This window comes from Lactobacillus sp. XV31L (assembly GCF_059900865.1).
In genome coordinates, this window is the sequence record NZ_JBWXGC010000005.1 from 56,587 (window position 1) to 78,924 (window position 22,338).

Consider the following 22,338-nt stretch of genomic DNA (forward strand, 5'->3'; position numbering starts at 1 on the left):
GGTGGTTCAAGATGAAAAAGAAAATGAAAAAATATTTATTGAATATAATTGCCAAAAGCAGGAAGGCTCAGGGGTTCACCTTGATTGAAATGGTGGTCGTGGTTGCAATCGTAGTCATGTTGCTATTGATTATTGCCCCTAACTTGACTAAGCAAAAACAAAGCGCTGGGGAAAAGACTGACAGTGCATTTCAGACTACACTGCAAACACAAGTTAATTTATATGAAGATGACAAGGATCGTAAGGGTAAGGAAATTAACTTCAAGAACATGTTTGATGACGGCTACTTAACTAAAAGACAACTAGAAAAGTCCAAGAAATATACGGTAAATAACGGTGTGGTCGAAAAGAGCTCAAAATAGGCCTAAAGTGGTCGGCTTTACTGTATTAGAGATGGTAATTACTTTGACCATTGCGGTCAGCTTATTAATGCTTGGAACGGTGCAGCTCGGGACCTATAGAGAGAAATTAATATTAAATAATACAACGCAGGTTATCAAGAGTTCACTTGAACAAGCGGCCAGGATTTCAACAATTCGCCACGAACCTGCATTAATCAGGTATTATCCGGCTACAAATAAAATCATTATTACTGGAAATGATTATCAGCGCACGCTCAAAATTGACGCGGCTGTGCAAATTTACAATTTGTCCAGTCTAAGAATTTCAGATAATGGTTCTATACCGCCGCACACAATTGTAGTTACCAATCATAAAAATACTAAAAAAGTTAAGCTGCAGATGACGTGGGGACGTGCAATAGATGGTAACGAATAAATTAAAGGGTTTTTTAATGATGGAAAGTCTGCTTGCACTGGTTCTAGCAATCTTGGGCATAACAGTGATGGCTTTAATTGTTGGCGAAAGCAGAACAACCGAGAAAACAATTGAATTGAAAACAGACCGCGCATATGCTTGGCACGTGATGAAGAAGAATGATTTAAAGCAAATCAAAGTTCATGACCGGATTTACCAGCCTGTGGGTGAAAAGAGTGTTTACGATGCGACTGAAAAAGCAACCTATCAAGTCAAAAATTAGTGGATTCATGATAGCTGAGGCGGTGTTTTCGGTTTTTATAACTGTGCTAGTAGTTGTGCTCTTGCAAGGCTTAATAAAAAGTCTGACTACAGCAGATCAAAGCAGTCACCGAACAGATGATCTAGTGTTTGCTTACGTGCAATTCAATCGCTTTTTAAGGGATGGTAAAAATAAGAGAGCCTATGCTTTTCCTAAGGGGTCGAATTCGCGGCAGGCAGCCGTGATTAAGGTGGATAAGAATGACCGCGAAAAGATGTACCTGTTAAAGCCATATAAAAATATGATTCGGGTTACTACTCCAGAAGGCGGTCACATGCCACTTTTGCTCAACGTCACGCAAGCACGCTTTGCTACTAAAGATGGCCAGATCAAAATCCAGGTGACTGAAAAAGATGGCCGCAATTCAGAAATTTATTTTAAGTTGGATGCCAAACCAAAGGAGAAGAGTAAAGATGAAACCAAGAAGGCCATTAAAGGTAAAAGCTAGCGCCTTATTAAGCAGTGTGCTAGTGCTAGCCACGTGTTTAATTTTATTGCAGTTTTACCAGGCCATCTACCAAGACAGCATGCAAAACAATTTACTATTAATTGAATACCTACTTAACAATTGATTTGCTTGCGCTGACTGCCTTATTTCTATTAAAATGTTTAAGAAGATAAGGGAGATAAGCAATGGATAAAATTGAAGAACTGTTTAATAAATTTTTGGACTGTGTGACTTGCCTGCAAGACGCTTTGAATGTGTCATTTAGCCAAGCGCTGACCGAGACCTTTGACAACCTTGAAAAAGGTCAGATCAAGGTTGAAATGGGTGCACCGGATAAAGCAACCGTTGAAAAGCTAAGCAAAAAGTATGCTGAGTTAAATTATAATGAATTGCCGCCAAAAGTCAGGGTGCAAATTTACACTTATTTGACACTTAAGGCCGTTAATGAAGATGCTTTAGACGTTAACCAGATGCCAACGCCCCCAGTAATATCGACTGTTATCGCGCTTTTTATGCAGAAATTGCTGCCAAATGACAGTATTACAGTCGTGGACCCGGCAATTGGTACCGGAAACTTATTGTTTGCAGTTGTGAATCAATTAAAGAATGCAAACCACACTAAGGTGGACTATCAGCTTAAGGGAATTGATAATGATGAGGAAATGCTCAATCTGACTGATGTGGGCGCACATTTAAACAAGCTGGACATTGACTTGTATTGTCAAGATGCTCTAACTCCATGGCTCTTTTCCAATCCTGATGCAGTGGTTGCTGATTTGCCTGTTGGTTACTATCCAATTGATGAAAATGCAGCCAACTTTTCTACCAGAGCTTCCAAGGGGCACTCTCTGGCGCATCTCTTATTTATTGAACAGATTATTAAGAACCTCAAGCCGGCTGGCTATGCCTTTTTGGTTGTCCCACAAGCAATTTTGTCTGGGAAAACGGCCAGCGATTTTATGCCATGGCTGTCTGAAAAAGTTTTCCTTCGTTCAATCATTGAGCTGCCCGATAATTTATTCCAAAACAAGTTTAATCAAAAGGCAATTTTGATCTTTCAAAATCATGGTGAAAATATCAATAGTAGCGAAGTTATGCTCACAAAGTTGGACACATTTAAGAAAGAAGAAGACCTAATTAAGCTTAATGTTAAACTGAATGAGTGGTATACTAAAAACATTCATTAATTTGTGAAAAATAAAAATTGTGTGTACGGAGGAAAGTAATTTATGAAAAAAGTTTTAGCGATTAACTCAGGTAGTTCTTCTTTCAAGTATAAGTTGTTTGCCTTGCCAGAAGAAACAGTTCTGGCAGAGGGACTTGCAGACCGAGTTGGAATTGCCGGTTCTTCTTTTGAAATCAAATTGGCTAATGGTGAAAAACATGCTGAAAAAGTTGCTATTCCAGACCAAGAAACAGCAGTCAACTTGCTACTAAAAGCTCTTAAGGAATATAAGGTAATTGCAGACCTTAATGAGATTGTCGGCGTTGGTCACAGAATTGTTGCTGGCGGGGAAGACTTTTCGGACTCTGTTATTATTGATCGTGAAAAGCTGCAAAAGATTTATGACTTGAAAGAATATGCTCCACTTCATAACCCAGCCGAGGGGAAGGGTGTTAAAGCTTTTATGAAGTTGTTGCCAGATGTTCCCCAAGTAGGCGTGTTTGATACTGCTTTCCATCAAACGCTTGACCCCGTACACTACATGTATTCAATTCCTTATAAGTATTATGAAGAATATGGCGTGCGCAAGTATGGTGCCCATGGTACTTCAGTGCGTTATATTGTTGGTCGGTCTGCTGAAATGTTAGGCAAGAATGCTCAGGACTTGAAGATGGTTGTTTGTCACCTGGGTTCAGGCGCTTCAGTGACCGCTGTTAAGGGCGGCAAATCCTATGATACGTCAATGGGCTTTACGCCAATAGCTGGTATTACCATGGGAACTCGTTCTGGCGATGTTGATCCATCTGTTTTGCAATACATCATGAACAAGGAAAACTTAGACATTAACCAGATGATTGAAATCTTGAACGATAAGTCTGGTTTGTTGGGTATTTCAGAAATTTCTTCTGACATGCGTGATCTGGAAAATAATAAAGACAAAAAGGCGGATCTTGCTCGAGCTATTTTTGTCAACCGGGTTATACAATATATCGGTTCCTATGCTGTTGAAATGGAAGGCATTGATGCAATTGTCTTCACAGCTGGTGTTGGCGAGCATGATGCAGATGTTCGGGAAAAGATCATGAAGTCTCTTGAATTCATGGGATTAGAACCTGACTTTGAAGCAAACAAGTCTAACGGTGAGAAGTTTGTTTCAAAACCTGATTCTAAGATCAAGGCTATGATTATCCCAACTGATGAAGAATTGATGATTGAGCGTGACGTTGTTCGCTTGGCTCATTTAAACTAAAGTAGATTTCAATATTCAAAAAGACCGCTAAGGGCATGGCTCTTGGCAGTCTTTTCTTTTCTAAAAAAGGATTGAAATGTGAAAGATTGGCGAATTGATCGTATTGGTGCTACAATTGCTGGTAATAATCCGCTGATTATAGCAGAATTGAGTAGTGGCTGTGCTGTTATCGGTGATACACAATTTCTGCCAGGATATTACTTAAAAGAAGGATTGCTACTTTAAACGATTTGGAGCTAGCAGAAAGAGTAGCATTTTTAAAAGATTTGACTTTGCTTGGGGATGCGATATTATCAGCATGTAGCTCGGCATGAATCAATTATGATATTTTAGGTAATACAAATCACTTTTTGCGTGCGCATGTCTGTCCGCGATACCAAACAGAAGCACCAGAAAGATTGGTTAAGCCAGTTTGGTGGTATGATTCTCATTTTTGGACAGATGCAAAATATCAATATGTTGAAAAGAAGCATGGCATAATCAAGAAGGACAATACGGAAAATTTGAAGGGAAGAATGAATGATTAAATTAGTAGCAATTGATGTAGATGATACTTTATTAAACGGCCATGGAATTCTGCTTGAGTCAACTAAACACGTAATCAAACAGGCAATTGCGCAAAAAATCAAAGTGGTCTTGTGTTCTGGTCGCCCGTTAGCTGGCGTTAAACATTTTTTGCAGGAGCTGGCAATCAAGGACGCTGACCAGTATGTGATTACCTTTAACGGAGCGGTAATTGAGTCAGTGACCGGGAAGGTACTGAAGAAAAACGAATTGAGTCGGTCAACTTACGAAAAAGTTGAACAATATGCTAATGACCATCAGGTGGCATTTAACTTTGTCGATTCTACAAGTCGCATTATCACAAGCAATCGCGATATTAGCTGGATTACGGTAGTACAGGCCTGGGAGAACAGTGATGGCATTTTTGTGCGAAGAGCCGAAGAGTTAGACAAGGACAAACCCGTTATCAAGGCGGTCTTTGCCGATGAAAAGGAAAAGTTGGATGCCCTTGAAAGGGACGTTATGCGTGAATTTGGGGCGGAAAATTATGTCGTCCGCGCGGCCGATAACTTTTTAGAAGTAATGCACCAAAATATCAATAAGGGAGCTGCGTTAGAATTTTTGGCCAAAAAATTAGCGATTGCGCCTAGCCAAGTATTGGCAATCGGCGATGAACGAAACGATATCCCCATGTTTGAATTCGCCGGCACTGCCGTAGTAATGGCTAATGGCTCCGAATTGGCTAAGGAGCATGCGGACTATGTCACGGCAGGAAACGATGCTGATGGCATTGAGCAGGCCTTTAATAAATTTGTTTTTAACTAAGTGGTTTTAGGGGTGAAACCTGGTCTGTAGTAAGTGAATCTCAAATATGCTATAATGAAAATGTCTTAAGGGGATGTTTTGGGATTCGACAGGCGTAGATTCGCACTGACTGCGGTTCGTAGGTCACGTCTACGTAAAAACGTCACAGTTTTTCTAACTGCAAATAAAGAAAATTCATACGCATTAGCTGCCTAATTTAGACGCATGCGTTGCCTGTTGTTGGATTGCTCACGTCTAGTGGCAGGTATCAACTTAGTGAGATACGTTTAACTACCTCATCTGAATAGTTAAAAAGAGTCATTCCAGGTTAGCTAGTCCATTCTAGCCCTGTTATATGGCGTTTTGGGCTAGTGAAGCGCAAATAGTATAACTATGATCGTAGATGTTAGTGACGGAATGCGTCTGGACAGGGGTTCAATTCCCCTCATCTCCATTAATAAAACCCTGTAGCTGTTGTTGCTACAGGGCTTTTATATGTATAAGGTATCCAAAAGGTATCTAAAGAGTTAAATTTCGTCAAGTATTTTGACGATTTGGTTATCTGATTTTTGCTTTAATTCGTCTAGCATGTATGCGTAAGTGTTAGCCGTGATGCTCATATTTGAGTGCCCTAGGCGCTTTGAAATAGAGTAGAGGTCAACTCCCTTGAATAGTAACAGGGCCACATGTGTGTGTCGTAAACTGTGGAAATGGAAGCTTTTATCTTCAATGCCCATTTTATCTAATTGCTTCCTTAATGTTTTATTGACGGCATTAGAAGTAGGTATAGTACCCATTTCATCAATAAATAATCTTTCGTGATTATTAACTTTAAGCTGGTTTAAAATATCCAATAGTTTCTGATCAACCTTGATCACACGTGTCGATGTCTTATTCTTGGTTTCTTTATTAATCTCATCAGAATCATAGTCAATAACTTTGCGATTGTCATAATCCCAAGACTTCGTGATATGTATTTCGCAATTTTTAAAATCAATGTCGTGCCAGGTTAATACCCTAATTTCACCAGGTCGCATCCCTGTGTAGATGATGGTTAACAGCATGTATCTACTAATATACGTCGGCCTAATATTCTGAAGCAATAATTCCTTCAGCTGCTGCACTTGCTTAAAATTAAGATATTCAATTTTACGCGTTTTGTCATCGTTCCAGGTAAGATTAACTCTGTCAGTAAAATTAAGTCTAGCTAGTCCATCACTTACAGCATCTTTAACGCAACTTCTAATGGTACCGTTAGTTTTTTGAACGGTGTCTTTAGCATGAGTTTTACCATATTCATTGAGAAAGTCTTGATACTTGGCACGTGTCATTTTTGATAATTTAGTATTCCCAAAGCTGTCTTTTAAGAGAGTGTAAATATGTCCATACCTGCTTTTGGTATTATTAGACTTGCCAGGAGCCTTATATCTTAGGTACCAGTCTTTAAAATAGTCAGCAAAAATAGGGTCCTGATTTGAAATTAGGTTCTGGTCCTTGGCTACTTCGATTTCATTGGCCCACTTACGAGCCTGCAATTTTGTAGAAAAGCCACTCTTAACTTTAAATTTTCGCTTGCCCAAATTGTCATACCACGATACCTGCGCACGCCACTTATCGCCACGTTTTTCTAAATGTGCCACTGTTTTATACTCCAATATGATAAAATAAACAGAGTAATAGCTTTGTTATTGCTTTCAGATTAGTCCTTAAGAAATGTTTTCCAGACGTGTTCTTAAGGGCTTTTTTTGTTTTGCTTATTTAACTAATTTATACCAGCCTTTAGGAATAGGGCACTGCCAGAAATATTTACCACCACGTTTGAAATATCCGTTAGCCCATCCCTTGTGCGTTACAATCCATTCATAACTTGCGCAATCTTGAATATGTACGATTGCGCCTTCTTTTAAAGTTTTAGATCCAACTGAGTGATTGTACATCATGGGATGCTCAATTTTCATTTTGTAAATTTTTACAGGCTTAATTACTTTAACTTTTCTCGGTCTGTAATAATATTCTTTCCAATACTTTGCTGAAGTGTTTTGTTGTGTTAGACCTAACGAAAAAATTAAGCCTAAGACTGCTAGTACACCAATAACTAATGAATTTTTCTTCATAATAAACCTCTGCATATTACTATTTGCCGGTTAATTCCAAAGTAGAACCATTCCATACTGCAATTGGGCATCATCTTCGTCAGTAATTTGTGGATTTCTAACTTTTGCACCAGTCATCTCTTTTTTGCATTTTCGAGTTTTGCTTTCTGTGTTAATATGTTATGTTATGCTAATAGCCGAATAAACTTTATCAGTATTTGGATTCATAGTACCTTTTATTTGTGGAATATAAATCTTTTCTTATATTATCCAAAATATAAATAAAATTTTTAGGCAAGCCACAACTTTTTATAAATAAATCGTAGTCTTTTTTATCATTAAAAGTTTTTGTAACATCCTTTTTCCAATTTTTCAGCTTACTAATTAATAATAAAGTGTCGAATTTATCTAGAGTTATTAATAAACCCAATAAAACACCGAATACACCATTTCCCAAATTTTCCTTTTTAAATTGTGTAACATTGAAATTAGCTCCGGTATATTTTGTAATCAAATTAAGCCTCAAATTCTTTTTGAAATGAAAATGAACAATCCGCGAGCCATGTGCCAATGTATTTCTAAATTCATGTATTGCATCTAAAACACCACTGAATGCTTCGATACGTTCGTCATCAATTTGCTTAGAAACTTTATTAAGATAAGGTGTGCCTTTAAAATCCTTATAAACAAATGGATCAATATAATCTAACCATTCTTCAATATCAATTCCTTTATGAGTGGTTTTGGCTAGTGATCGTGCTATTAGATCTCCTTCATCAAAAAGTCTATTGGTCATCTCTTCGCTTATTTGTTTTGAATGATATTTGTCAAAATGATAATTAAAAAAGTCGAAAGGCATCATTTGATGAATTATATACCTCTTCAAATCAATTGGTAGTATTTTGAAAAGCGCTTTAGTTTGTCCAAACATTGCATTGTTTAGGAGAATCCAAGGAGGAATTACATCGTAGTTATCCTTATAATACTTTGTTGGATTTTTTGAAGTATCCTGTATTTCTAAAATCATATTAAGAATGCTAATTGCACGCTTTTGATGCCTGTATGAATAGTTATTCGGATTTAAATATTTTTGGGGATCTACTCCCCACGTACTTGCAAGAGTATATGACATACTTTCTTTTAAGAATTGTTCGAAAGTAAGAGTAAATCTAAATAATATATTCCTTAAATCGTCTTCCATTCTGTGAAAATGATACAAAGTTTCTATTGTAGTACGAGTGTTGAACTCATTAACATTTTTACGGTATAAATCATTTTTATATCTATTCACCAAATTATAATATCCACGAGTCTTTAAAATCTCTATACTGATTTCTTCACCGCTTACATTTAAGCCATGGTTATTGAGATTATTTAATAATTCTGGATAAGTTTTAAATTTTGCTTTTTTCTTCATGAACGAAAAACACCTCACAGTAATTAGATTACCATGAGGTGTTTAAACGACCCGTGCATAATACAGGCATTTAAGCTATATACTCATGATAACTCATAATTATAATTTGTCAACAAGTACTATTTGATAAATGTCACTTATTTTGAAGAGTATTATCGCCTTAGGTTTAGCGTCGCTGGCGTGGTGGACGATCAATTATTAATCAAGACCCAAGAACAGTTGTGTTAGTTCTTAAGTTTTTTTGTTGTGCTTATTCTTTAACTTTAGACAGGTGCGAGTAGGTGATTACAAAAGAGCCAAGCACTGACTTGATTTTCTTTATTTTAAGAAAGACAGTGTCGCCCTTTTTTACATTCGGGTTTTCTGGACTGACAAAGTTGAGATGTTTGCCAGTTTCCATGTTGTAACCAAAGGCACTCTGCGGTTCTAATTTCTTAACCTTGAATTGAACGGTTTTGCCTTTTAGATTTTTGCCTTTGCCTAGTGCAGCTTCAGCATCTTTGATGTTAGGATAATCAGCTACTTTTGGTTTAGGCTTTGTTTTCTGCTGCTGAGTCGTTTTAGCAGTGTTGTTGCTAGATTTGTTACTTTTGCTATTAGAACAGCCTACGATGGCTAGAGCTACTGAAGTAGTCACAACCATTGATAAAGTTTTCTTTAGATTACTCATTGTTATCTCCTAAAATATTAACTGCGGATTTAGCGTCACTGGTGTGGTGGACATATATAGTAAAAAATATTTATATATCTCAGAATTGATTAGCTATTTTATATTACTTTTAGCAAATGGATTTATACTATCCCATTCTTGAAGTAGACCATTAGTTAAAAAAGTAGACATAGCACCACAGTAAGGACAATATCTATCAGAACCATCTAAACTTTTATAACATGGATCCTCAAATTGAGAAAAATTTTCACTTTTTTTATGCCATCCAGAGCATTCGTTTACGACATAAATACCGCAAATAGTGCAATAATTCCCTTTGATTTCTTCATTCCCACAAATAGGACAATTTTCTTCTAATTTACCAGAAGTATTAACTTTTAAACCAGGATATTTCATTACTGTTCCCTCCATTAACTCATGAAACAAATAATATTGATTGCTATTAATATTAACTAGATTTTCCTTTCCACACACAGGACAGTATTCTAAATTTTGAAGATAGCATTTTTCAGCATTTAAGCAAGACTTGCAGAAATAAATCGAAGGCTTCTTATACGATATTATTAAGGAATTAAAACTTTTTAATGTATGACTTTCTCTGGGAATAATTTTTTCAAATAAAGAGGAATGTCTAAAAATCGAATCATTATTTTTTAGTGCAGATCTAAGAATATAAGATATATTTAAAAAAGGGTGATTTTCTTTGATTTCTATTGAGATTTTTGCAGCTTGTTTACTTACATCAAATTTTTTACGAATATCTTCAATTTCATAGTCTCCCTTTAATAGACAAGGGGGGATTAGTAATTCGTTAGCAAAGGTATTGGCTTCAGTTTCATATTTTTGATATATCTCTTCTGTCAATCCTCCCTTTTCTAATAAAGGATATTTACCGTTAAAATGATTTAAAAAAATATGGCCTAACTCGTGTGCTATTGAAAACCTGATTCTTCCAATAGTATTAACCTCTGAATTGTACAAAATTACATATCTTATTTCTTGGGTTGAAACTTTGCAAATTGTAAAGGCATCGGAACTACACTCTTTTAAACAGTTAATATTACAGTTGATTTTTCTTGAAAAATTTTCGTAAGTCGAAATTTTTATATTTTTTAATTTCAAAATTATTTTTAAAGTATTAACTGGATATTTATGATCGGTTATTTTTTTAAATATTAAATCAGCAGTTTCACGTGCTTTATAATAATTTGGCTTATTACTTGTCGTCATCTTTATCCTCAAACATTGAGTCAATAAAAGAACTGATTGCTTTACTTATAGAATCAATTTGGGAATCATTTAATTTTTTACTATCCATTTTTCTGGCTAACATCTTTATTTTTGGGTTTTCAATATCAGATTCAGTAAATACTTTGTCTTTATAAGCAGCAGGTGCAGGATCGTCTGTATTGCCTAACAGATAATCAGCAGAAGTATGTAAAACTTTGGCAACTTTTTGAGCATTTTCTAAACTCGGAACGCTTGTTTTCCAACTGTATATGGTATTGGTACCTAAACCGGCTTTAGAATTAACTTCAGATAATGACATATGCTTTTCTTTGGCTAATTTTTTTATTATTTCAAACGTACTCATATCAAGATTCTCCAGTTCTTGATAACAAAAAGTTACTAATTTATCCTAAATATCTATTGACTTTTTAGGAAATATTGGTAAGATTTAATTATCAACAAGTTATAAAACAAATTTGACGCAACAAAATAAGCTTTAAAAATGCACGGGAAATGTTGTTGTTTCGCTTATTTGTTATGCATTAATATTAGGATATATCCTAATATTTGTCAATAAGTTTATTAATAAGTTGATAAATAAATTAGCAACAAAAAAGGAGGTGATAAAAATGCCAACTGAAGAAAAATTAGAGAATATTCAAAAGCAGATTGAGCGAAATATGACTCAAATCGAATTGGCTAATCTAATGGGTGAAAGTCGTTTCAAAGTTAATCAAGCTATTAAAGGCAATAACACCAAGGGAGCTATTGAAGTGCGTAAGAAAATTTACAAGGTTTTAGGAATGGAGGATTAGACAATGCAAGAACTAAAAGTTCTCGGAAAAGAACAAATTGGAAAAATTGAATTCGCTGGAATTGAAGGTGGATTCGGTAGAAATAAGAAAGCAATGCTCGTTAAGGACATTGCGCAGATACACAATCAACCTTTAGGCGAAATCAATAGACGGATTAATGATAATCGAAAAAGGTTTAAAGACAATATCGATATTATCGACTTAAAATCCGTTATGGGTCTGAGCCATAACGAATTTGGATTTACTCAGAATGCTTGGAATCGTTTAAGTAACGCTTATCTTCTGTCTGAGCGCGGCTATGCAAAACTACTGAAGATTTTAGACGATGACAAGGCGTGGGAAATTTATGACCAATTGGTTGATAACTACTTCAACATGCGGGTTGCAATTAAGAGTAATGAACCATCGCTCGTTCAACAAAGGCGTTTATCAATCATGGAAGAGAACGCAGCCACTAGAAAAGCAAACATGTTTTATAAGTTAGCTATGGCCACGAGATCTGAATCGTCTAAACAGGCACTAATTGCTAAAGGCGCTGAAGCTTTAACAGGTGAAATGGAGATTCCGATTCTAAAAGAAAAGTATTATTCAGCAGGTGAAATTGCCAAAGAACTAAATACAAGTGGCAAGAAAGTTGGAATGATCGCCAATGAATTAGGGCTTAAGGCGGAGCAACCGGGCCAAAATGAATACGGCAGATGGGCTACTAGCAAGTCACAGTATTCTCCTAAGGAAGTTCCTGTATGGCTGTACACCAAGAAGGGGATGCAGGCAATTAAGAAAGAATTTAAACCTAATGTATAGCGAAAAGATAGAAAAGACTTTTCCCCGATTTTGGGAAAAGCTTCAAATAGTGGGCGCCTAGAAAGGAAGCATAGAGATGCAAGAATTAATTAAAGTAAAAGTCAAAGATGATCAGCAACTTGTTAGTGCAAGGGATTTATATAAAGGCTTAGAAAGAAAAGCAAGATTTAGTGTTTGGGTAAAAGAAAATTTTAAAGATTTTGAAGAGGGTACCGATTGGGAGGGGGTGCGTGTGCGCACCCCCTATAACGAAGCTTATCCCGAAGCTGGTATGCAGGAATTACAAGATTACAACATGACCATTGATATGGCCAAGCAACTCTGCTTATTAAGCCGAACAGAAAAGGGCAAACAATATCGCAAGTATTTGATTGGTGTGGAAAAGAAGTACCGAGAAGAACATTTGAATATTAAAGAACTAAGTCCAGATTTACAAATGTTCAAAAAGATATTTGACAATGCGGCTAAAAACGAGCTTGAGCTTAAGCGAGTAGATAAAAAGCTAGATAACATAACTGAAATAGTCGGGCTTAATACAACAGAGTGGCGCAAAACAGCACAAAATTTAATTCATAAAATGGCGCAAACTCAAGGCGGCTACGGTGCTTATCAAGAAATTCAATCTGATATTTATAAAGAAACCGATGCACGTGCAGGTTCTAGTCTTAAAACCAGGCTGACCAATCTTAGAAAGAATATGGCACTTGAGGGGGCATCTAAAAGCAGAATTGCCAAGACCAACAAACTAGATGTGATTGATGCTGATAAACGCTTGAAGCAAGTCTATATGGCAGTGGTTAAGGACTTTGCTGTTAATTACAAAGTATGGGACGAAAAGCTAAGTGAGGCTCAGTCATGAAAAAAATATATGTTTTTACAAAGAACAGTATGGTTCATGAACTGGAAACATCTGAAGATTATGAAATAAAACTACCCATAATTATTGATTTCATACAAAAGCACGTTGAACTATATCCTGAAGAAATTGCTTTTATTGTCATTAAAAATTTTAGCACCAATCAAATTATTGCTTGGAGTCAAAAGACGGGGGAAATAAATTTTAATAAATCTAAAGCAAGCTATCAAAAAATCGATTCAATTTTAAAAAAATTAGAATTTAAGGAGAATAAGAAAATGAGTACATCATCAAATGATTATTTAGAAAAAGTCAAAAAAGGAATTAATAGTACGGCTAGTGGATTTTTACAAGACCAAGTATCGGTAGTGGATGGCTTGCTAAATAAAATTTATGCAATTTCATCTATTTTAGAAAATCAAAACAAAGATTTAGATGACAATTCGGCTGATCCGCAAGCATTACAAGCACTACTACAAGATGAGAAATCTTATATCGACACTACTTATTATTTAGCTGATCAGCTAGTTGATGTGGCTTATAAAATCGGCGAACACACGCAAGCGGTTAAGAAGGTAACTTGTAATAGAAAAAATGAGGATTAGCAATGTATAGCGAAGAAGAATTTGATAAGCATGACGAGCAATTGACCAGAGTAGTTGAGGATATTAGAACTCTTGTGGACGCAGCAGAAAGCAAAAGTAGCGAGATTATAGACAAGCACTACTATTCAACGGCGCACATGTGGCGCGAAGTTGCAGAGAAGGCACTAGAACTGGCTAATTTAGAAGAGTGGTTTGACCGCTATGAAGATAAGGAGGTGAAGAAATATGATTGAAACTGATGATAGACCGTTCAAATTGGTTCAGAAGTACGGAAATAAAACCAGTTATGATGCTGTGTACCTACTGCATAAGGAGGTGAATACTGATGCCAGATGTAATTGAACTGCCAATCCCAATTGATACTTTGACCATCGCTATAGATAGTATCATGCAGAAACGTGGCTATGTACCTGCCGAGTCACTTGAAGGTAAGACTATCAAGATGAAGGAATTTTCGAAGAAGTATTGTGGCAGTAAGTCGGACAAATGGATTAGGTTATTCATTTTTGACGCATATCCTGAAGTCAATGTAAAAAATGGCGGCTGGGTGGTCAATCCACGCAAGACTGAAGAAGGAAGCCGGACGTTTATTTTTGAAAAGCCAGCACAAGAGTGGCTAGACCAGCACAGGTGTGAGATAGATTGGAACGCGAAATTACCATGATGGAAAGGATATTAGCTAAATGGAGTTATTTTTTAAACACCTACACCGACATCGAACTGAAGACGAAAACTTCAGAAATCGCATTATTGCTAGCAGTAATTGTATTTACGGTGCTACTGATAATGCTGCTAAACACGCCAGAGTTTTTACCAGGCACATAAAAAAAAGCCCGACTGCAATCGGACTAATCAATAAATATAAAAATATCTAAGGGGAATTATAGCACGATGGAATGCATTGGTACAGAGATGACAGGAAAAACCGCCACTTACGGCGAAATAGGCGACGACTACGACAGTCCACGGGACTTCGTCGTGGCACAAGCCTGGAAAATGAATGACTTGAAAAAGTATGCTGAACGGCTTGGATATTATGCAGGGCAGCCTTATAGACACCGAGATTTTTGGGATATGATAGATGACTTTGCTGAAATCTGGACTGATTCTCACAATCAAGAATGGTACGACCTTGCTAGTGAGTATTTTGACGGCCGAGAATTAAAGGATGGTGAACCATACCCCGATGAATGACTTTTTAAAATGGCAAGAAAGCCTTAATCAAGATGCTGCAATGTATACACAGCAATTAATTTATGAAGCTAAAACTTTGGCTAGTCCTAAAAAAGGAATAGATATGCTCAAAGGACTTAAACAAGGCTTTCCTGATGGCTTCCACGCTACGACCGAAGAATCAATTATTAATGTTCTTAATAACGTTATCGATGATGCGATCAGAGAAGTACGCAAGCAGGGACTTGCTCAGAAATGGGAGGGAAACTAGATGTCTGAGAAAACCAATGTGTACAACAAACTTTCTAAAATCGATGTTAAGCCTATGCTAGAAAAGAAAGGCAATCTTGACTATCTTAGTTGGGCAATGGCATGGGGATTAGTCAAACAAGTCTATCCTGATGCCTCATACAAGATTGTTGAGTTTCCTGAATACATCCAAACTAAGGAAGGCTGGGTGGCTACCGGAAGAGATGTTGACTACCGGCAAACTCAGGCTGGATTTGAGGTGGAAGCAATAGTGACTATTGAGGGCCATGAGTATAGTTCAAAATTATTTGTCATGGATTATCACAACAGAGCATTGCCTAAAGCTACTTATTTTGAAATCAACAAGACCCAGCAACGTGCATTAGTTAAGGCTCTAGCGATTGCAGGCTTAGGTCTGAACGTATATGCCGGAGAAGACTTACCAGTAGTGGAAGATATTCCACAAAAGAAACCAACAAGTAAACCTGCAGCTAAGAAACAACCTGCTAAAAAAGCATCGACTGCATTGCAGTTCACCGACCAGCAACTACTGGATTATCAGATTACAGATAAGAAGGGCACTGTAAAGCTGGTGCAGGTGGTGTCAGAAGCAATACAAGGCAACGAAGAGAGCAAGGCCACTATCAAAGGTCTTGCTGGTGAAAGCCACGAAGCATACAAGCAGATATATGCTAGGAAGCTGTACAAGAAATGGCTGGACATTCAACCGACAGGGAAGTGATTACATGACTGAAATACTAAACGGTTCCAAAGCATTTTTAATGACCCCAGCCAGTGCTGCACATGATATTAAACTTTTAAAAACGCCAAAAGCAATCCTACTGCTTGGAGAAATAGTATCAATGCTTAATGTTACAGGCTCATTCTACATGAGCAACAAAGCATTGGCGAAAAGACTGCATTGCTCAATAAGCTCTATAGACAGGTATTTGAATATCTTGGAAGCAAATCAATTGATAAAGCGGGAAATCCTTAAGGATGAGACGGGTAATGTTGATCATAGACGGATATATGCTGGCAAAGCGTTAGCAGAAGCCTTCACTAAGGGATGGCAGCAGCAAGATGAGCAAACTCCTATACCCACAGGTGAACATGCCCCTATACCCACGGATGACGATACCCCCTATGCACGGGTGGGTACTAAAGAGAACATTAATAAAGAGAGCAATAAGAATAGAAATATATATAGTCCTGCTAAAGCAGAACTGCCTATCGTGAAGTCTGAAGTTTTTAAGGAGATTATTGACTATCTTAATCAGCAAACAGGTAAAACCTATCGCTATACAACCAAGGCAACTCAGACATTGATTAAGTCACGGCTTAACGAGGACTTCACAGTTGCTGACTTTAAAAAGGTAATCAACAACAAATGTGCGACTTGGCTGCATGATGCTAAGATGGTTCAGTATTTAAGGCCACAGACATTATTTGGCACCAAGTTTGAGAGCTACTTAAACGAAAAAGTAGTACAGGGTAAGCCACACGTTGAAATCAACCAAGAAGCCTTCACAAATGGACAAATAGAAGGCGTTGACGAAAAAGAACTGCCGTTTTAGAAAGGAGAGCTAATATGACTGGAATAACAAAGCAAATGGTCAAGGCGATACAAATACGGCGCAGAGAGACTGCCGAGACATGTCCTATGCATCCCGACTGCCATCTAATCTACATAGAGGGTCTAGACAGGGTTAAGCCGTTCTGTGAGCAATGCAGAATTGAGGAGACCCAGGAGCAGAATCGGCGGATGCACGAAGACCTGAAAATCAAGCAGACCAAGGGCTTCCTCAGGCGAGCATCCCTGGTCGACCGCAGCGAGGTTTTTAGATATACCTTTGACGGGTTCAAGGCCAAGCCGAATACCAAGGAGGCTGCTGCTAAGCACGATGCCAGGCTGATTGCTGGCGCTTACCTCAAGTACCCGGACAAGAAGGGTAACACGCTTTTCTACGGTGCAGCAGGAGCTGGCAAAACGCACTTGGCCATGGCAATACTAAATGCGGTCAACGACAACGCGGACCCGATGGAACGATGCCTATTTATCAGTGTTAACAAGCTAATCCGGGAGATGAAGAACTGGTTCAGCGACAAGATGGGATTGTGGTCACCCAAGCATGTCACGGACATTGTGCACGATGCCAACTTAGTTGTCCTAGATGACCTGGGCGCCGAGAGTGCCAACAACATGGCCACATCATTCGTGCAAGACACCATCTTTGATATTTACGAGAGCAACCAGCGCATCATCACAACGACTAATCTGAGCATGGATGAGCTGTACAGAACTTACCATGAACGGTTGGTCAGCCGGATGCAGGAAGGCGACCGTGGCCGTGTGATTGACTTTTCTAATATACAAGACAAGAGGACGAGAACATGAAAATAACAATGATAATTTTAGGATTTTTATCCTTGGTCATTATTTTTGGGGCCTTAGCCGTTTTAAAAAGAGAAACAAAGTATAGCTTAGCAATCGGAGTCACGTTGCTGGTTGTTGGTGGTGCAATGCTGCTGATAGCATGCTTGATACGGGTGTATATGTTTTGGACAGCATTGGGGTGGTAAGAATGAAAATTACTTTATCAGACGGAAGAACAATCCGCGAAGATGACTATTTTGAGTTAAGCCTCAATACAAGCGGGGATTACTGGTACTTGATTTATGATGACAAAGCTGGGACTATGGTTGACCGCTACTGCAGCAAGGATGATTACGACAGGCTACTAGCGTTCATCAATGATCCCAAGAGAAAAAGAATTGACGTGAATGGAGAAAGTTGGATGCAGAATGATTAATAGGACAGTTTTAATCGGGCGGCTTACACGTGACCCGGAGCTCAAGGTGACAAGCAGCGGAATCTCGGTTGCGGTGTTTACACTTGCTGTTGGTCGCCAATTCACCAACGCTCAAGGCGAGCGCGGTGCTGATTTTATTAGCTGTGTTATTTGGCGCAAGGCCGCAGAGAACTTCTTCAACTTTACGTCCAAGGGGTCGCTTGTAGGAATTGACGGCCGTATTCAGACCAGGACATACGATGATAAAGACGGTAAGCGCGTGTACGTCACAGAAGTTGTTGTTGACAACTTTGCACTACTTGAGTCGAAGAAGGACCGCGGGGCTGGAAATTATAACACTAGTGGTGCCAGTGATAACGCCACTAGTAGTGGCTCAAGCAGCAGTAATCAGCGTGATCCATTCAAGGACCAGGCCGATTCAATCGAAGTAACGGACGATGACCTGCCGTTCTAGGAGCAGTGAATGGAAAATAAAATAGAATTCACTGTCCCAGGGGAGCCTCAGGGAAAGGCTAGACCACGTTTCTCTCGTGCAGGTAAAGGAGTAAGAACCTATACACCAACCACAACGCAGAAGTACGAAGAGCTAGTTAGATATTGTGCAATTAGCGCACGTAAAAGAGAGAAAGTAAAGCCAATATCTGCTGACATGAGTTTATTCATCAAAGCTTATTTTAAGGTACCAAAGTCGTATTCTAAAAAGCGAAGGCATAATTGCCTAGCAGGTGTTGAACGGCCAGGGAAGAAGCCTGATAGCGACAACATCGCTAAGATTATCCTGGATGGGCTAAACCCGAAGATGAAGCTGAACCACGCACTGCACAAAGCAGAATGCGTGCATGAAGGCCTATACAGGGATGACAAACAGGTTGTGTGCCTGCACGTTGAGAAATGGTACGCGGAGAAGCCGCGGGTTGAGATTAAGGCGGAATGGGGCACCGATAAGGAGGGATAAAGATATGAGTAAGAAATGTGTAAATGTCAGAATGAACGATGGTCGCACGACATATACAATTGATCAATCAATTGATGAGATGAAAGCCAGATTCACATATAGTCCGCAAATGTGCTTAGTGGATGCCCATGAAAAAGATTTGGGTAGAATATTGATCAACGCGGCAAATATCGTATCAATAACAGAAGCATAACCAGTGGGAAGGAGGGAAACATGAGCCTGTCACTGGAAACGTGGGACTTAATCCATAAAATCGAAGATGAACACGGTACTTTAGACATACCGAATGATGACCCAGACATGGTTAAGCTGCATGCTAAAACGGGTGCAATCATGCGTAAGCAACGGCATCCTAAAAAAGCAGTCGCCCGAAAGCCAGGCAAATACGTGCCGCAGTATTACGAACAAGAAGTAATTGATTTGATAAAATACGGCCACACGATAAGAGAAATCATTGATATTACTGGCCACGCTAGAGAGTCAATTCGAAAAATTGTTAGACACTATAACTTGGAAGTTAGGGAGCCGTTTGGGCTTAAATGCGATGGTGTCTACCTAGTACGTCTGTCTAATCTTAGATTTTGGGGAATAGAGGCATCTGGAACTGAGGTAGCTACAAGAGCTGCTAATAAAATGGGCGTAGAATTAATTGCTGGAAAATACTATTGGGGTGATTTACGCAAAGGCGATCAGTTCATGATAGCAGATAACAATGCAGAAATATTTGTGAAGTAGGAAAGGATTGAGTTTGTGGACAATATCGACATCGACTTAGGGCTTGATATAGACCAGATGGAAACATCAAGGAAGGTGCGGGCATTTTTTAAGAAGACCTTTCCCAATTATCTAATCAAGGCAGGTTATCATCGTACTGACCTCAGCAGTCCACAGCTTGATTTAACTGGTATTGCTGCACGTAATGGCAATGGCGCTGAGGGAAAGATGATGCACATCTTAGACATGCAAGACAGATGCAAGGCAGTCTATCAAGCAATTGACCATTGCGCTGACAGCACCAAACAACCCTTCAGAACAATTTTAAAAGCATTGTATATAGATGAGCTAGACGACTGGAAAGTCGCCGACAGGGTGCAATATAGCGACTCACGGTACAGTGATTTGAAAAGGTATGCACTATGTCAGTTTGCAGACACAATTGATACTTGGAAGACAATCTATGATGTCGAGATTCCTGAATTGAAGGTTCCGAAAAATCAAAATCGGGTCAATTTCGGGTCAGAATCGGAGGATTATCGGAGTTGAAGGGTGTTATATTGGTATCATCAAGAAAAGAATAATTCTTGATAGCTATTACGTCCGCAACGACGTTAAACTATTCCTCCTTTCATACAATTTAGAACAAGTTAATATGACAGAGGGTGCGGCACTGGTATCTTAGCAGGTTCGATTCCTGCTGCTGCATTAGACATGCGATGACCTATTAGCAAGCGAGTGCAATGCTCGTCACGTTCATAGTTGTAGCTATGCAACATTAAATAAAAATAGTTGTTCATAATATTTTGATTAAAAAGAGGCTTGAAAGGCCCCGCTTTTTAGTGTTTAATCTAAATAAACTTAAAGTATTATGGAGAGAACAATGAAAAAAAACGGAATAGATTGTGATTATATTGATAAATGGAAAAATAAAATAGTAGAAGCAAAAAATAAAAAAGATTTAGTAATAGAAGTTATTATATTATTTTATAGAGAAAATGAAAATCAAGGTGAAAAACAAATTAAAGATTTATGTTATACGGAATTTGAAACAAAAGATTTTATTCGAGATACAATGTATGAGCGTTTAGTAAATGAATATAAAGCATTTAAAATAAATCGCAAAGAAATTAAAGAGTTCAACTTGATTGAAAAAAATGACCAAACAATATACTACTGCAATGAGAACATGTTTGATAATCTTTCTGAAGGAATAAAAAATATCAAAGAAAGCACAGCCATAAAAGGTAAATTCAAAGATGATAAATTAAAGAATTCAGTTTGTTTGGCTGTTAAATTTTCTTATAATGGCACAACTGATATAGGTTTTTTTGGTATAAATAACTTTAATAGTTTAAAGATTGGTATGGGATTTTTGACTAATATTACAAGTACAAATGGAATAAATACTATTTCTAAAATTAGTGATGATGAATTGATACTTGGTGTAGGTTCAAGAATTGACGCAGTATATATTTCGAAAGATAAGATTTTTTTAATTAACCCTCACGGTAAAAACACTTTCGAAAAAACGTTTCTTTTGGAATCTGAATATAAAAAAAGAGCACAACGCAAAGCTAAAGAATTAAAAAAATATAGGAATCAGCTTTCTGGTATAGATCAGTTAGAGAACGACTATTACGGTAAGGATTCAAAGTCTACACCTATGTTGGATAAAATGTTAACAAAATTAAGTAGTAAAGAAATAAATCAAAAATTGAAAGAAGTTATAACTGATCCAGAAAAATGGAAAAACAGGCTTGAAGAAATAGTAGAATTTAAAAAAGATACGAACTTTGAAAAGAAATTCCAAAAATTATCAATCAATGTGGGAGAGGGAAAATTAGAGTACAGTAAAGAAAGTGTATTTCCATTTCTTCAAGTATTATCTGATAGACCTAAAAAAAGTATATTATTGGAGTTAAACGAATTGGGTAGCTGAAAATGAATTTAGGAGATTTTATAATTATATTTCAAATATTAGGTATAGCTGTAATACAATTTTTGACTTTTAAGTATTTAGTTAAGATAAATATGTTTTTGATATCTTTCCAGCCTTTATTTATCATTCTTGTAATCAAATTTACTATTGAAAAAGCTGAGTTGATGTCTAGCAAAAATATGTTGGAATATATAACTTGTTTATATATTTCTTTTCAGTCTCTTTTAAATAATCTAGCATTTAGGACACTACTGTATTTGGCAATAATGCCAATATTTATATTGATACTTAGAAATAAAACTTCAAGTGCAAATAAAAAATATAATGCTAAGGGATATAAACTTGTAAGTGAAGATATCGTAAGCTACGTTATGACCTATATAGTTCCATTGACTACATTGACAGTTCAATCTAAAAGTAGTGATGCAATAGGAAATATAATTTTATTTTTAATTATAATGATTTTGTATATACGACTTGATTTAACTTATTTAAATCCTGTTTTGATTTTACTTGGATATAATATTTATAAAATTAATATTGTACAGATGGATGGTAAGAAATATGAAAGAGACGGCAATAATGACAATGATGTTATGAAATATATCATTACTAGAAAAAAAACTGATGAACTTGATGAATTATTTAAAAATGATTCGAAACATAAATTTGAAGTTCATTCTTTAGGTGGTGATTTATTAATGGAATGCTAAAGTAGATTTTTATGCAAGAAATCAGGAGGTGGTGAAATGAT

33 protein-coding genes, 1 other RNA gene and 1 pseudogene are annotated in these 22,338 nt (G+C 37.3%); 29 read left to right on the forward strand and 6 right to left on the reverse strand.

Annotation, left to right across the window (positions count from 1 at the left end; genetic code table 11):
- The first annotated feature begins 11 nt into the window (after positions 1–11).
- The 9 genes and pseudogenes from comGC to ssrA all read left to right on the forward strand — a co-directional run bounded on the left by comGC (position 12) and on the right by ssrA (position 5,705).
- Positions 12–362 carry a competence type IV pilus major pilin ComGC gene (gene comGC, locus AC2JF7_RS04560; protein WP_500727490.1) on the forward strand — a complete coding sequence of 117 codons (351 nt, stop codon included), beginning with the start codon at positions 12–14 and terminating at the stop codon, positions 360–362.
- A gap of 31 nt (positions 363–393) precedes the next feature.
- Complete coding sequence (locus AC2JF7_RS04565; RefSeq protein WP_500727492.1) at positions 394–777, forward strand: Prepilin-type cleavage/methylation protein; 384 nt, start codon at positions 394–396, stop codon at positions 775–777.
- Entirely contained in the window at positions 764–1,039 is a 276-nt protein-coding gene (locus AC2JF7_RS04570) for a hypothetical protein (protein ID WP_500727494.1), read from the forward strand. The genes AC2JF7_RS04565 and AC2JF7_RS04570 overlap by 14 nt, the downstream gene beginning before the upstream one ends.
- Positions 1,002–1,526 (forward strand): competence type IV pilus minor pilin ComGF, encoded by a 525-nt coding sequence (locus AC2JF7_RS04575; protein ID WP_500727496.1) that lies wholly within the window; start codon positions 1,002–1,004, stop codon positions 1,524–1,526. Before AC2JF7_RS04570 ends, AC2JF7_RS04575 begins: the two co-directional genes overlap by 38 nt.
- 185 nt (positions 1,527–1,711) lie before the next feature.
- Positions 1,712–2,713, forward strand: coding sequence for a class I SAM-dependent methyltransferase (locus tag AC2JF7_RS04580; protein WP_500727498.1), 1,002 nt, complete (start codon positions 1,712–1,714; stop codon positions 2,711–2,713).
- A 42-nt stretch (positions 2,714–2,755) separates the two neighbouring features.
- The gene (locus tag AC2JF7_RS04585; RefSeq protein ID WP_500727500.1) at positions 2,756–3,940 is read left to right on the forward strand and encodes an acetate/propionate family kinase; all 1,185 of its coding nucleotides are present in this window, start codon (positions 2,756–2,758) and stop codon (positions 3,938–3,940) included.
- 78 nt (positions 3,941–4,018) lie between these two features.
- Positions 4,019–4,467, forward strand: a pseudogene (locus tag AC2JF7_RS04590) (HIT family protein).
- Entirely contained in the window at positions 4,460–5,269 is an 810-nt protein-coding gene (locus AC2JF7_RS04595; RefSeq protein ID WP_500727502.1) for a Cof-type HAD-IIB family hydrolase, read from the forward strand. The pseudogene AC2JF7_RS04590 and the gene AC2JF7_RS04595 overlap by 8 nt, the downstream one beginning before the upstream one ends.
- Positions 5,270–5,338: 69 nt before the next feature.
- Positions 5,339–5,705: a transfer-messenger RNA gene (gene ssrA / locus AC2JF7_RS04600) on the forward strand.
- Between the two features lie 70 nt (positions 5,706–5,775).
- On the opposite strand, the gene AC2JF7_RS04605 is transcribed toward ssrA, so the two are convergent.
- The 6 genes from AC2JF7_RS04605 to AC2JF7_RS04630 all read right to left on the reverse strand — a co-directional run bounded on the left by AC2JF7_RS04605 (position 5,776) and on the right by AC2JF7_RS04630 (position 11,022).
- A complete protein-coding gene (locus AC2JF7_RS04605) occupies positions 5,776–6,888 on the reverse strand; it encodes a site-specific integrase (protein ID WP_500727504.1) in 1,113 nt (370 codons plus the stop codon).
- A gap of 114 nt (positions 6,889–7,002) precedes the next feature.
- A complete protein-coding gene (locus AC2JF7_RS04610; protein ID WP_500727506.1) occupies positions 7,003–7,362 on the reverse strand; it encodes a hypothetical protein in 360 nt (119 codons plus the stop codon).
- A 190-nt stretch (positions 7,363–7,552) separates the two neighbouring features.
- Positions 7,553–8,758 (reverse strand): Abi family protein, encoded by a 1,206-nt coding sequence (locus AC2JF7_RS04615; protein WP_500727508.1) that lies wholly within the window; start codon positions 8,756–8,758, stop codon positions 7,553–7,555.
- Positions 8,759–9,008: 250 nt separating this feature from the next.
- Positions 9,009–9,428: a hypothetical protein gene (locus AC2JF7_RS04620; RefSeq protein WP_500727510.1), complete on the reverse strand. Its 420-nt coding sequence runs from the start codon at positions 9,426–9,428 to the stop codon at positions 9,009–9,011.
- A 93-nt stretch (positions 9,429–9,521) separates the two neighbouring features.
- On the reverse strand, positions 9,522–10,658 hold the full coding sequence (locus tag AC2JF7_RS04625) for an ImmA/IrrE family metallo-endopeptidase (protein ID WP_500727513.1): 1,137 nt from the start codon (positions 10,656–10,658) through the stop codon (positions 9,522–9,524).
- Entirely contained in the window at positions 10,645–11,022 is a 378-nt protein-coding gene (locus tag AC2JF7_RS04630; RefSeq protein ID WP_500727515.1) for a helix-turn-helix domain-containing protein, read from the reverse strand. Before AC2JF7_RS04630 ends, AC2JF7_RS04625 begins: the two co-directional genes overlap by 14 nt.
- Positions 11,023–11,287: 265 nt before the next feature.
- Here AC2JF7_RS04630 and AC2JF7_RS04635 point away from each other — a divergent pair, with 265 nt between their 5' ends.
- The 20 genes from AC2JF7_RS04635 (at position 11,288) to AC2JF7_RS04730 (ending at position 22,297) form a co-directional block, all read left to right on the forward strand.
- Positions 11,288–11,473 (forward strand): transcriptional regulator, encoded by a 186-nt coding sequence (locus AC2JF7_RS04635; RefSeq protein ID WP_500727517.1) that lies wholly within the window; start codon positions 11,288–11,290, stop codon positions 11,471–11,473.
- Positions 11,474–11,476: 3 nt separating this feature from the next.
- Positions 11,477–12,277, forward strand: coding sequence for an ORF6N domain-containing protein (locus tag AC2JF7_RS04640; RefSeq protein WP_500727519.1), 801 nt, complete (start codon positions 11,477–11,479; stop codon positions 12,275–12,277).
- Between the two features lie 76 nt (positions 12,278–12,353).
- Positions 12,354–13,136 (forward strand): antA/AntB antirepressor family protein, encoded by a 783-nt coding sequence (locus AC2JF7_RS04645; RefSeq protein WP_500727521.1) that lies wholly within the window; start codon positions 12,354–12,356, stop codon positions 13,134–13,136.
- Positions 13,133–13,738 (forward strand): hypothetical protein, encoded by a 606-nt coding sequence (locus tag AC2JF7_RS04650; protein ID WP_500727523.1) that lies wholly within the window; start codon positions 13,133–13,135, stop codon positions 13,736–13,738. Before AC2JF7_RS04645 ends, AC2JF7_RS04650 begins: the two co-directional genes overlap by 4 nt.
- A 2-nt stretch (positions 13,739–13,740) precedes the next feature.
- A complete protein-coding gene (locus AC2JF7_RS04655; RefSeq protein WP_500727525.1) occupies positions 13,741–13,971 on the forward strand; it encodes a hypothetical protein in 231 nt (76 codons plus the stop codon).
- Between the two features lie 92 nt (positions 13,972–14,063).
- On the forward strand, positions 14,064–14,402 hold the full coding sequence (locus tag AC2JF7_RS04660) for a DUF771 domain-containing protein (protein WP_500727527.1): 339 nt from the start codon (positions 14,064–14,066) through the stop codon (positions 14,400–14,402).
- Between the two features lie 227 nt (positions 14,403–14,629).
- The gene (locus AC2JF7_RS04665) at positions 14,630–14,932 is read left to right on the forward strand and encodes a hypothetical protein (protein ID WP_500727529.1); all 303 of its coding nucleotides are present in this window, start codon (positions 14,630–14,632) and stop codon (positions 14,930–14,932) included.
- Complete coding sequence (locus AC2JF7_RS04670) at positions 14,925–15,182, forward strand: hypothetical protein (RefSeq protein ID WP_500727531.1); 258 nt, start codon at positions 14,925–14,927, stop codon at positions 15,180–15,182. Before AC2JF7_RS04665 ends, AC2JF7_RS04670 begins: the two co-directional genes overlap by 8 nt.
- Positions 15,183–15,902, forward strand: coding sequence for a Sak single strand annealing protein (locus AC2JF7_RS04675; protein ID WP_500727533.1), 720 nt, complete (start codon positions 15,183–15,185; stop codon positions 15,900–15,902).
- A gap of 4 nt (positions 15,903–15,906) precedes the next feature.
- Positions 15,907–16,737 carry a conserved phage C-terminal domain-containing protein gene (locus AC2JF7_RS04680; protein WP_500727534.1) on the forward strand — a complete coding sequence of 277 codons (831 nt, stop codon included), beginning with the start codon at positions 15,907–15,909 and terminating at the stop codon, positions 16,735–16,737.
- A 14-nt stretch (positions 16,738–16,751) separates the two neighbouring features.
- On the forward strand, positions 16,752–17,558 hold the full coding sequence (locus AC2JF7_RS04685) for a DnaA ATPase domain-containing protein (protein WP_500727537.1): 807 nt from the start codon (positions 16,752–16,754) through the stop codon (positions 17,556–17,558).
- Positions 17,555–17,743, forward strand: a complete 189-nt coding sequence (locus tag AC2JF7_RS04690) for a hypothetical protein (protein ID WP_500727539.1) — start codon at positions 17,555–17,557, stop codon at positions 17,741–17,743. Before AC2JF7_RS04685 ends, AC2JF7_RS04690 begins: the two co-directional genes overlap by 4 nt.
- A 2-nt stretch (positions 17,744–17,745) precedes the next feature.
- On the forward strand, positions 17,746–17,973 hold the full coding sequence (locus tag AC2JF7_RS04695) for a hypothetical protein (RefSeq protein WP_500727540.1): 228 nt from the start codon (positions 17,746–17,748) through the stop codon (positions 17,971–17,973).
- Entirely contained in the window at positions 17,966–18,427 is a 462-nt protein-coding gene (gene ssb, locus AC2JF7_RS04700; protein WP_500727541.1) for a single-stranded DNA-binding protein, read from the forward strand. The genes AC2JF7_RS04695 and ssb overlap by 8 nt, the downstream gene beginning before the upstream one ends.
- Before the next feature lie 9 nt (positions 18,428–18,436).
- Positions 18,437–18,928, forward strand: a complete 492-nt coding sequence (locus tag AC2JF7_RS04705; RefSeq protein ID WP_500727542.1) for a RusA family crossover junction endodeoxyribonuclease — start codon at positions 18,437–18,439, stop codon at positions 18,926–18,928.
- A gap of 4 nt (positions 18,929–18,932) precedes the next feature.
- Entirely contained in the window at positions 18,933–19,121 is a 189-nt protein-coding gene (locus tag AC2JF7_RS04710) for a hypothetical protein (protein ID WP_500727543.1), read from the forward strand.
- 20 nt (positions 19,122–19,141) lie between these two features.
- Entirely contained in the window at positions 19,142–19,663 is a 522-nt protein-coding gene (locus tag AC2JF7_RS04715) for a hypothetical protein (protein ID WP_500727544.1), read from the forward strand.
- A 15-nt stretch (positions 19,664–19,678) separates the two neighbouring features.
- Entirely contained in the window at positions 19,679–20,191 is a 513-nt protein-coding gene (locus AC2JF7_RS04720; protein ID WP_500727545.1) for an ArpU family phage packaging/lysis transcriptional regulator, read from the forward strand.
- Positions 20,192–20,525: 334 nt separating this feature from the next.
- A complete protein-coding gene (locus AC2JF7_RS04725; protein WP_500727546.1) occupies positions 20,526–21,584 on the forward strand; it encodes a hypothetical protein in 1,059 nt (352 codons plus the stop codon).
- 2 nt (positions 21,585–21,586) lie between these two features.
- Positions 21,587–22,297 carry a KwaA family protein gene (locus AC2JF7_RS04730; RefSeq protein WP_500727547.1) on the forward strand — a complete coding sequence of 237 codons (711 nt, stop codon included), beginning with the start codon at positions 21,587–21,589 and terminating at the stop codon, positions 22,295–22,297.
- Positions 22,298–22,338: the final 41 nt, after the last annotated feature.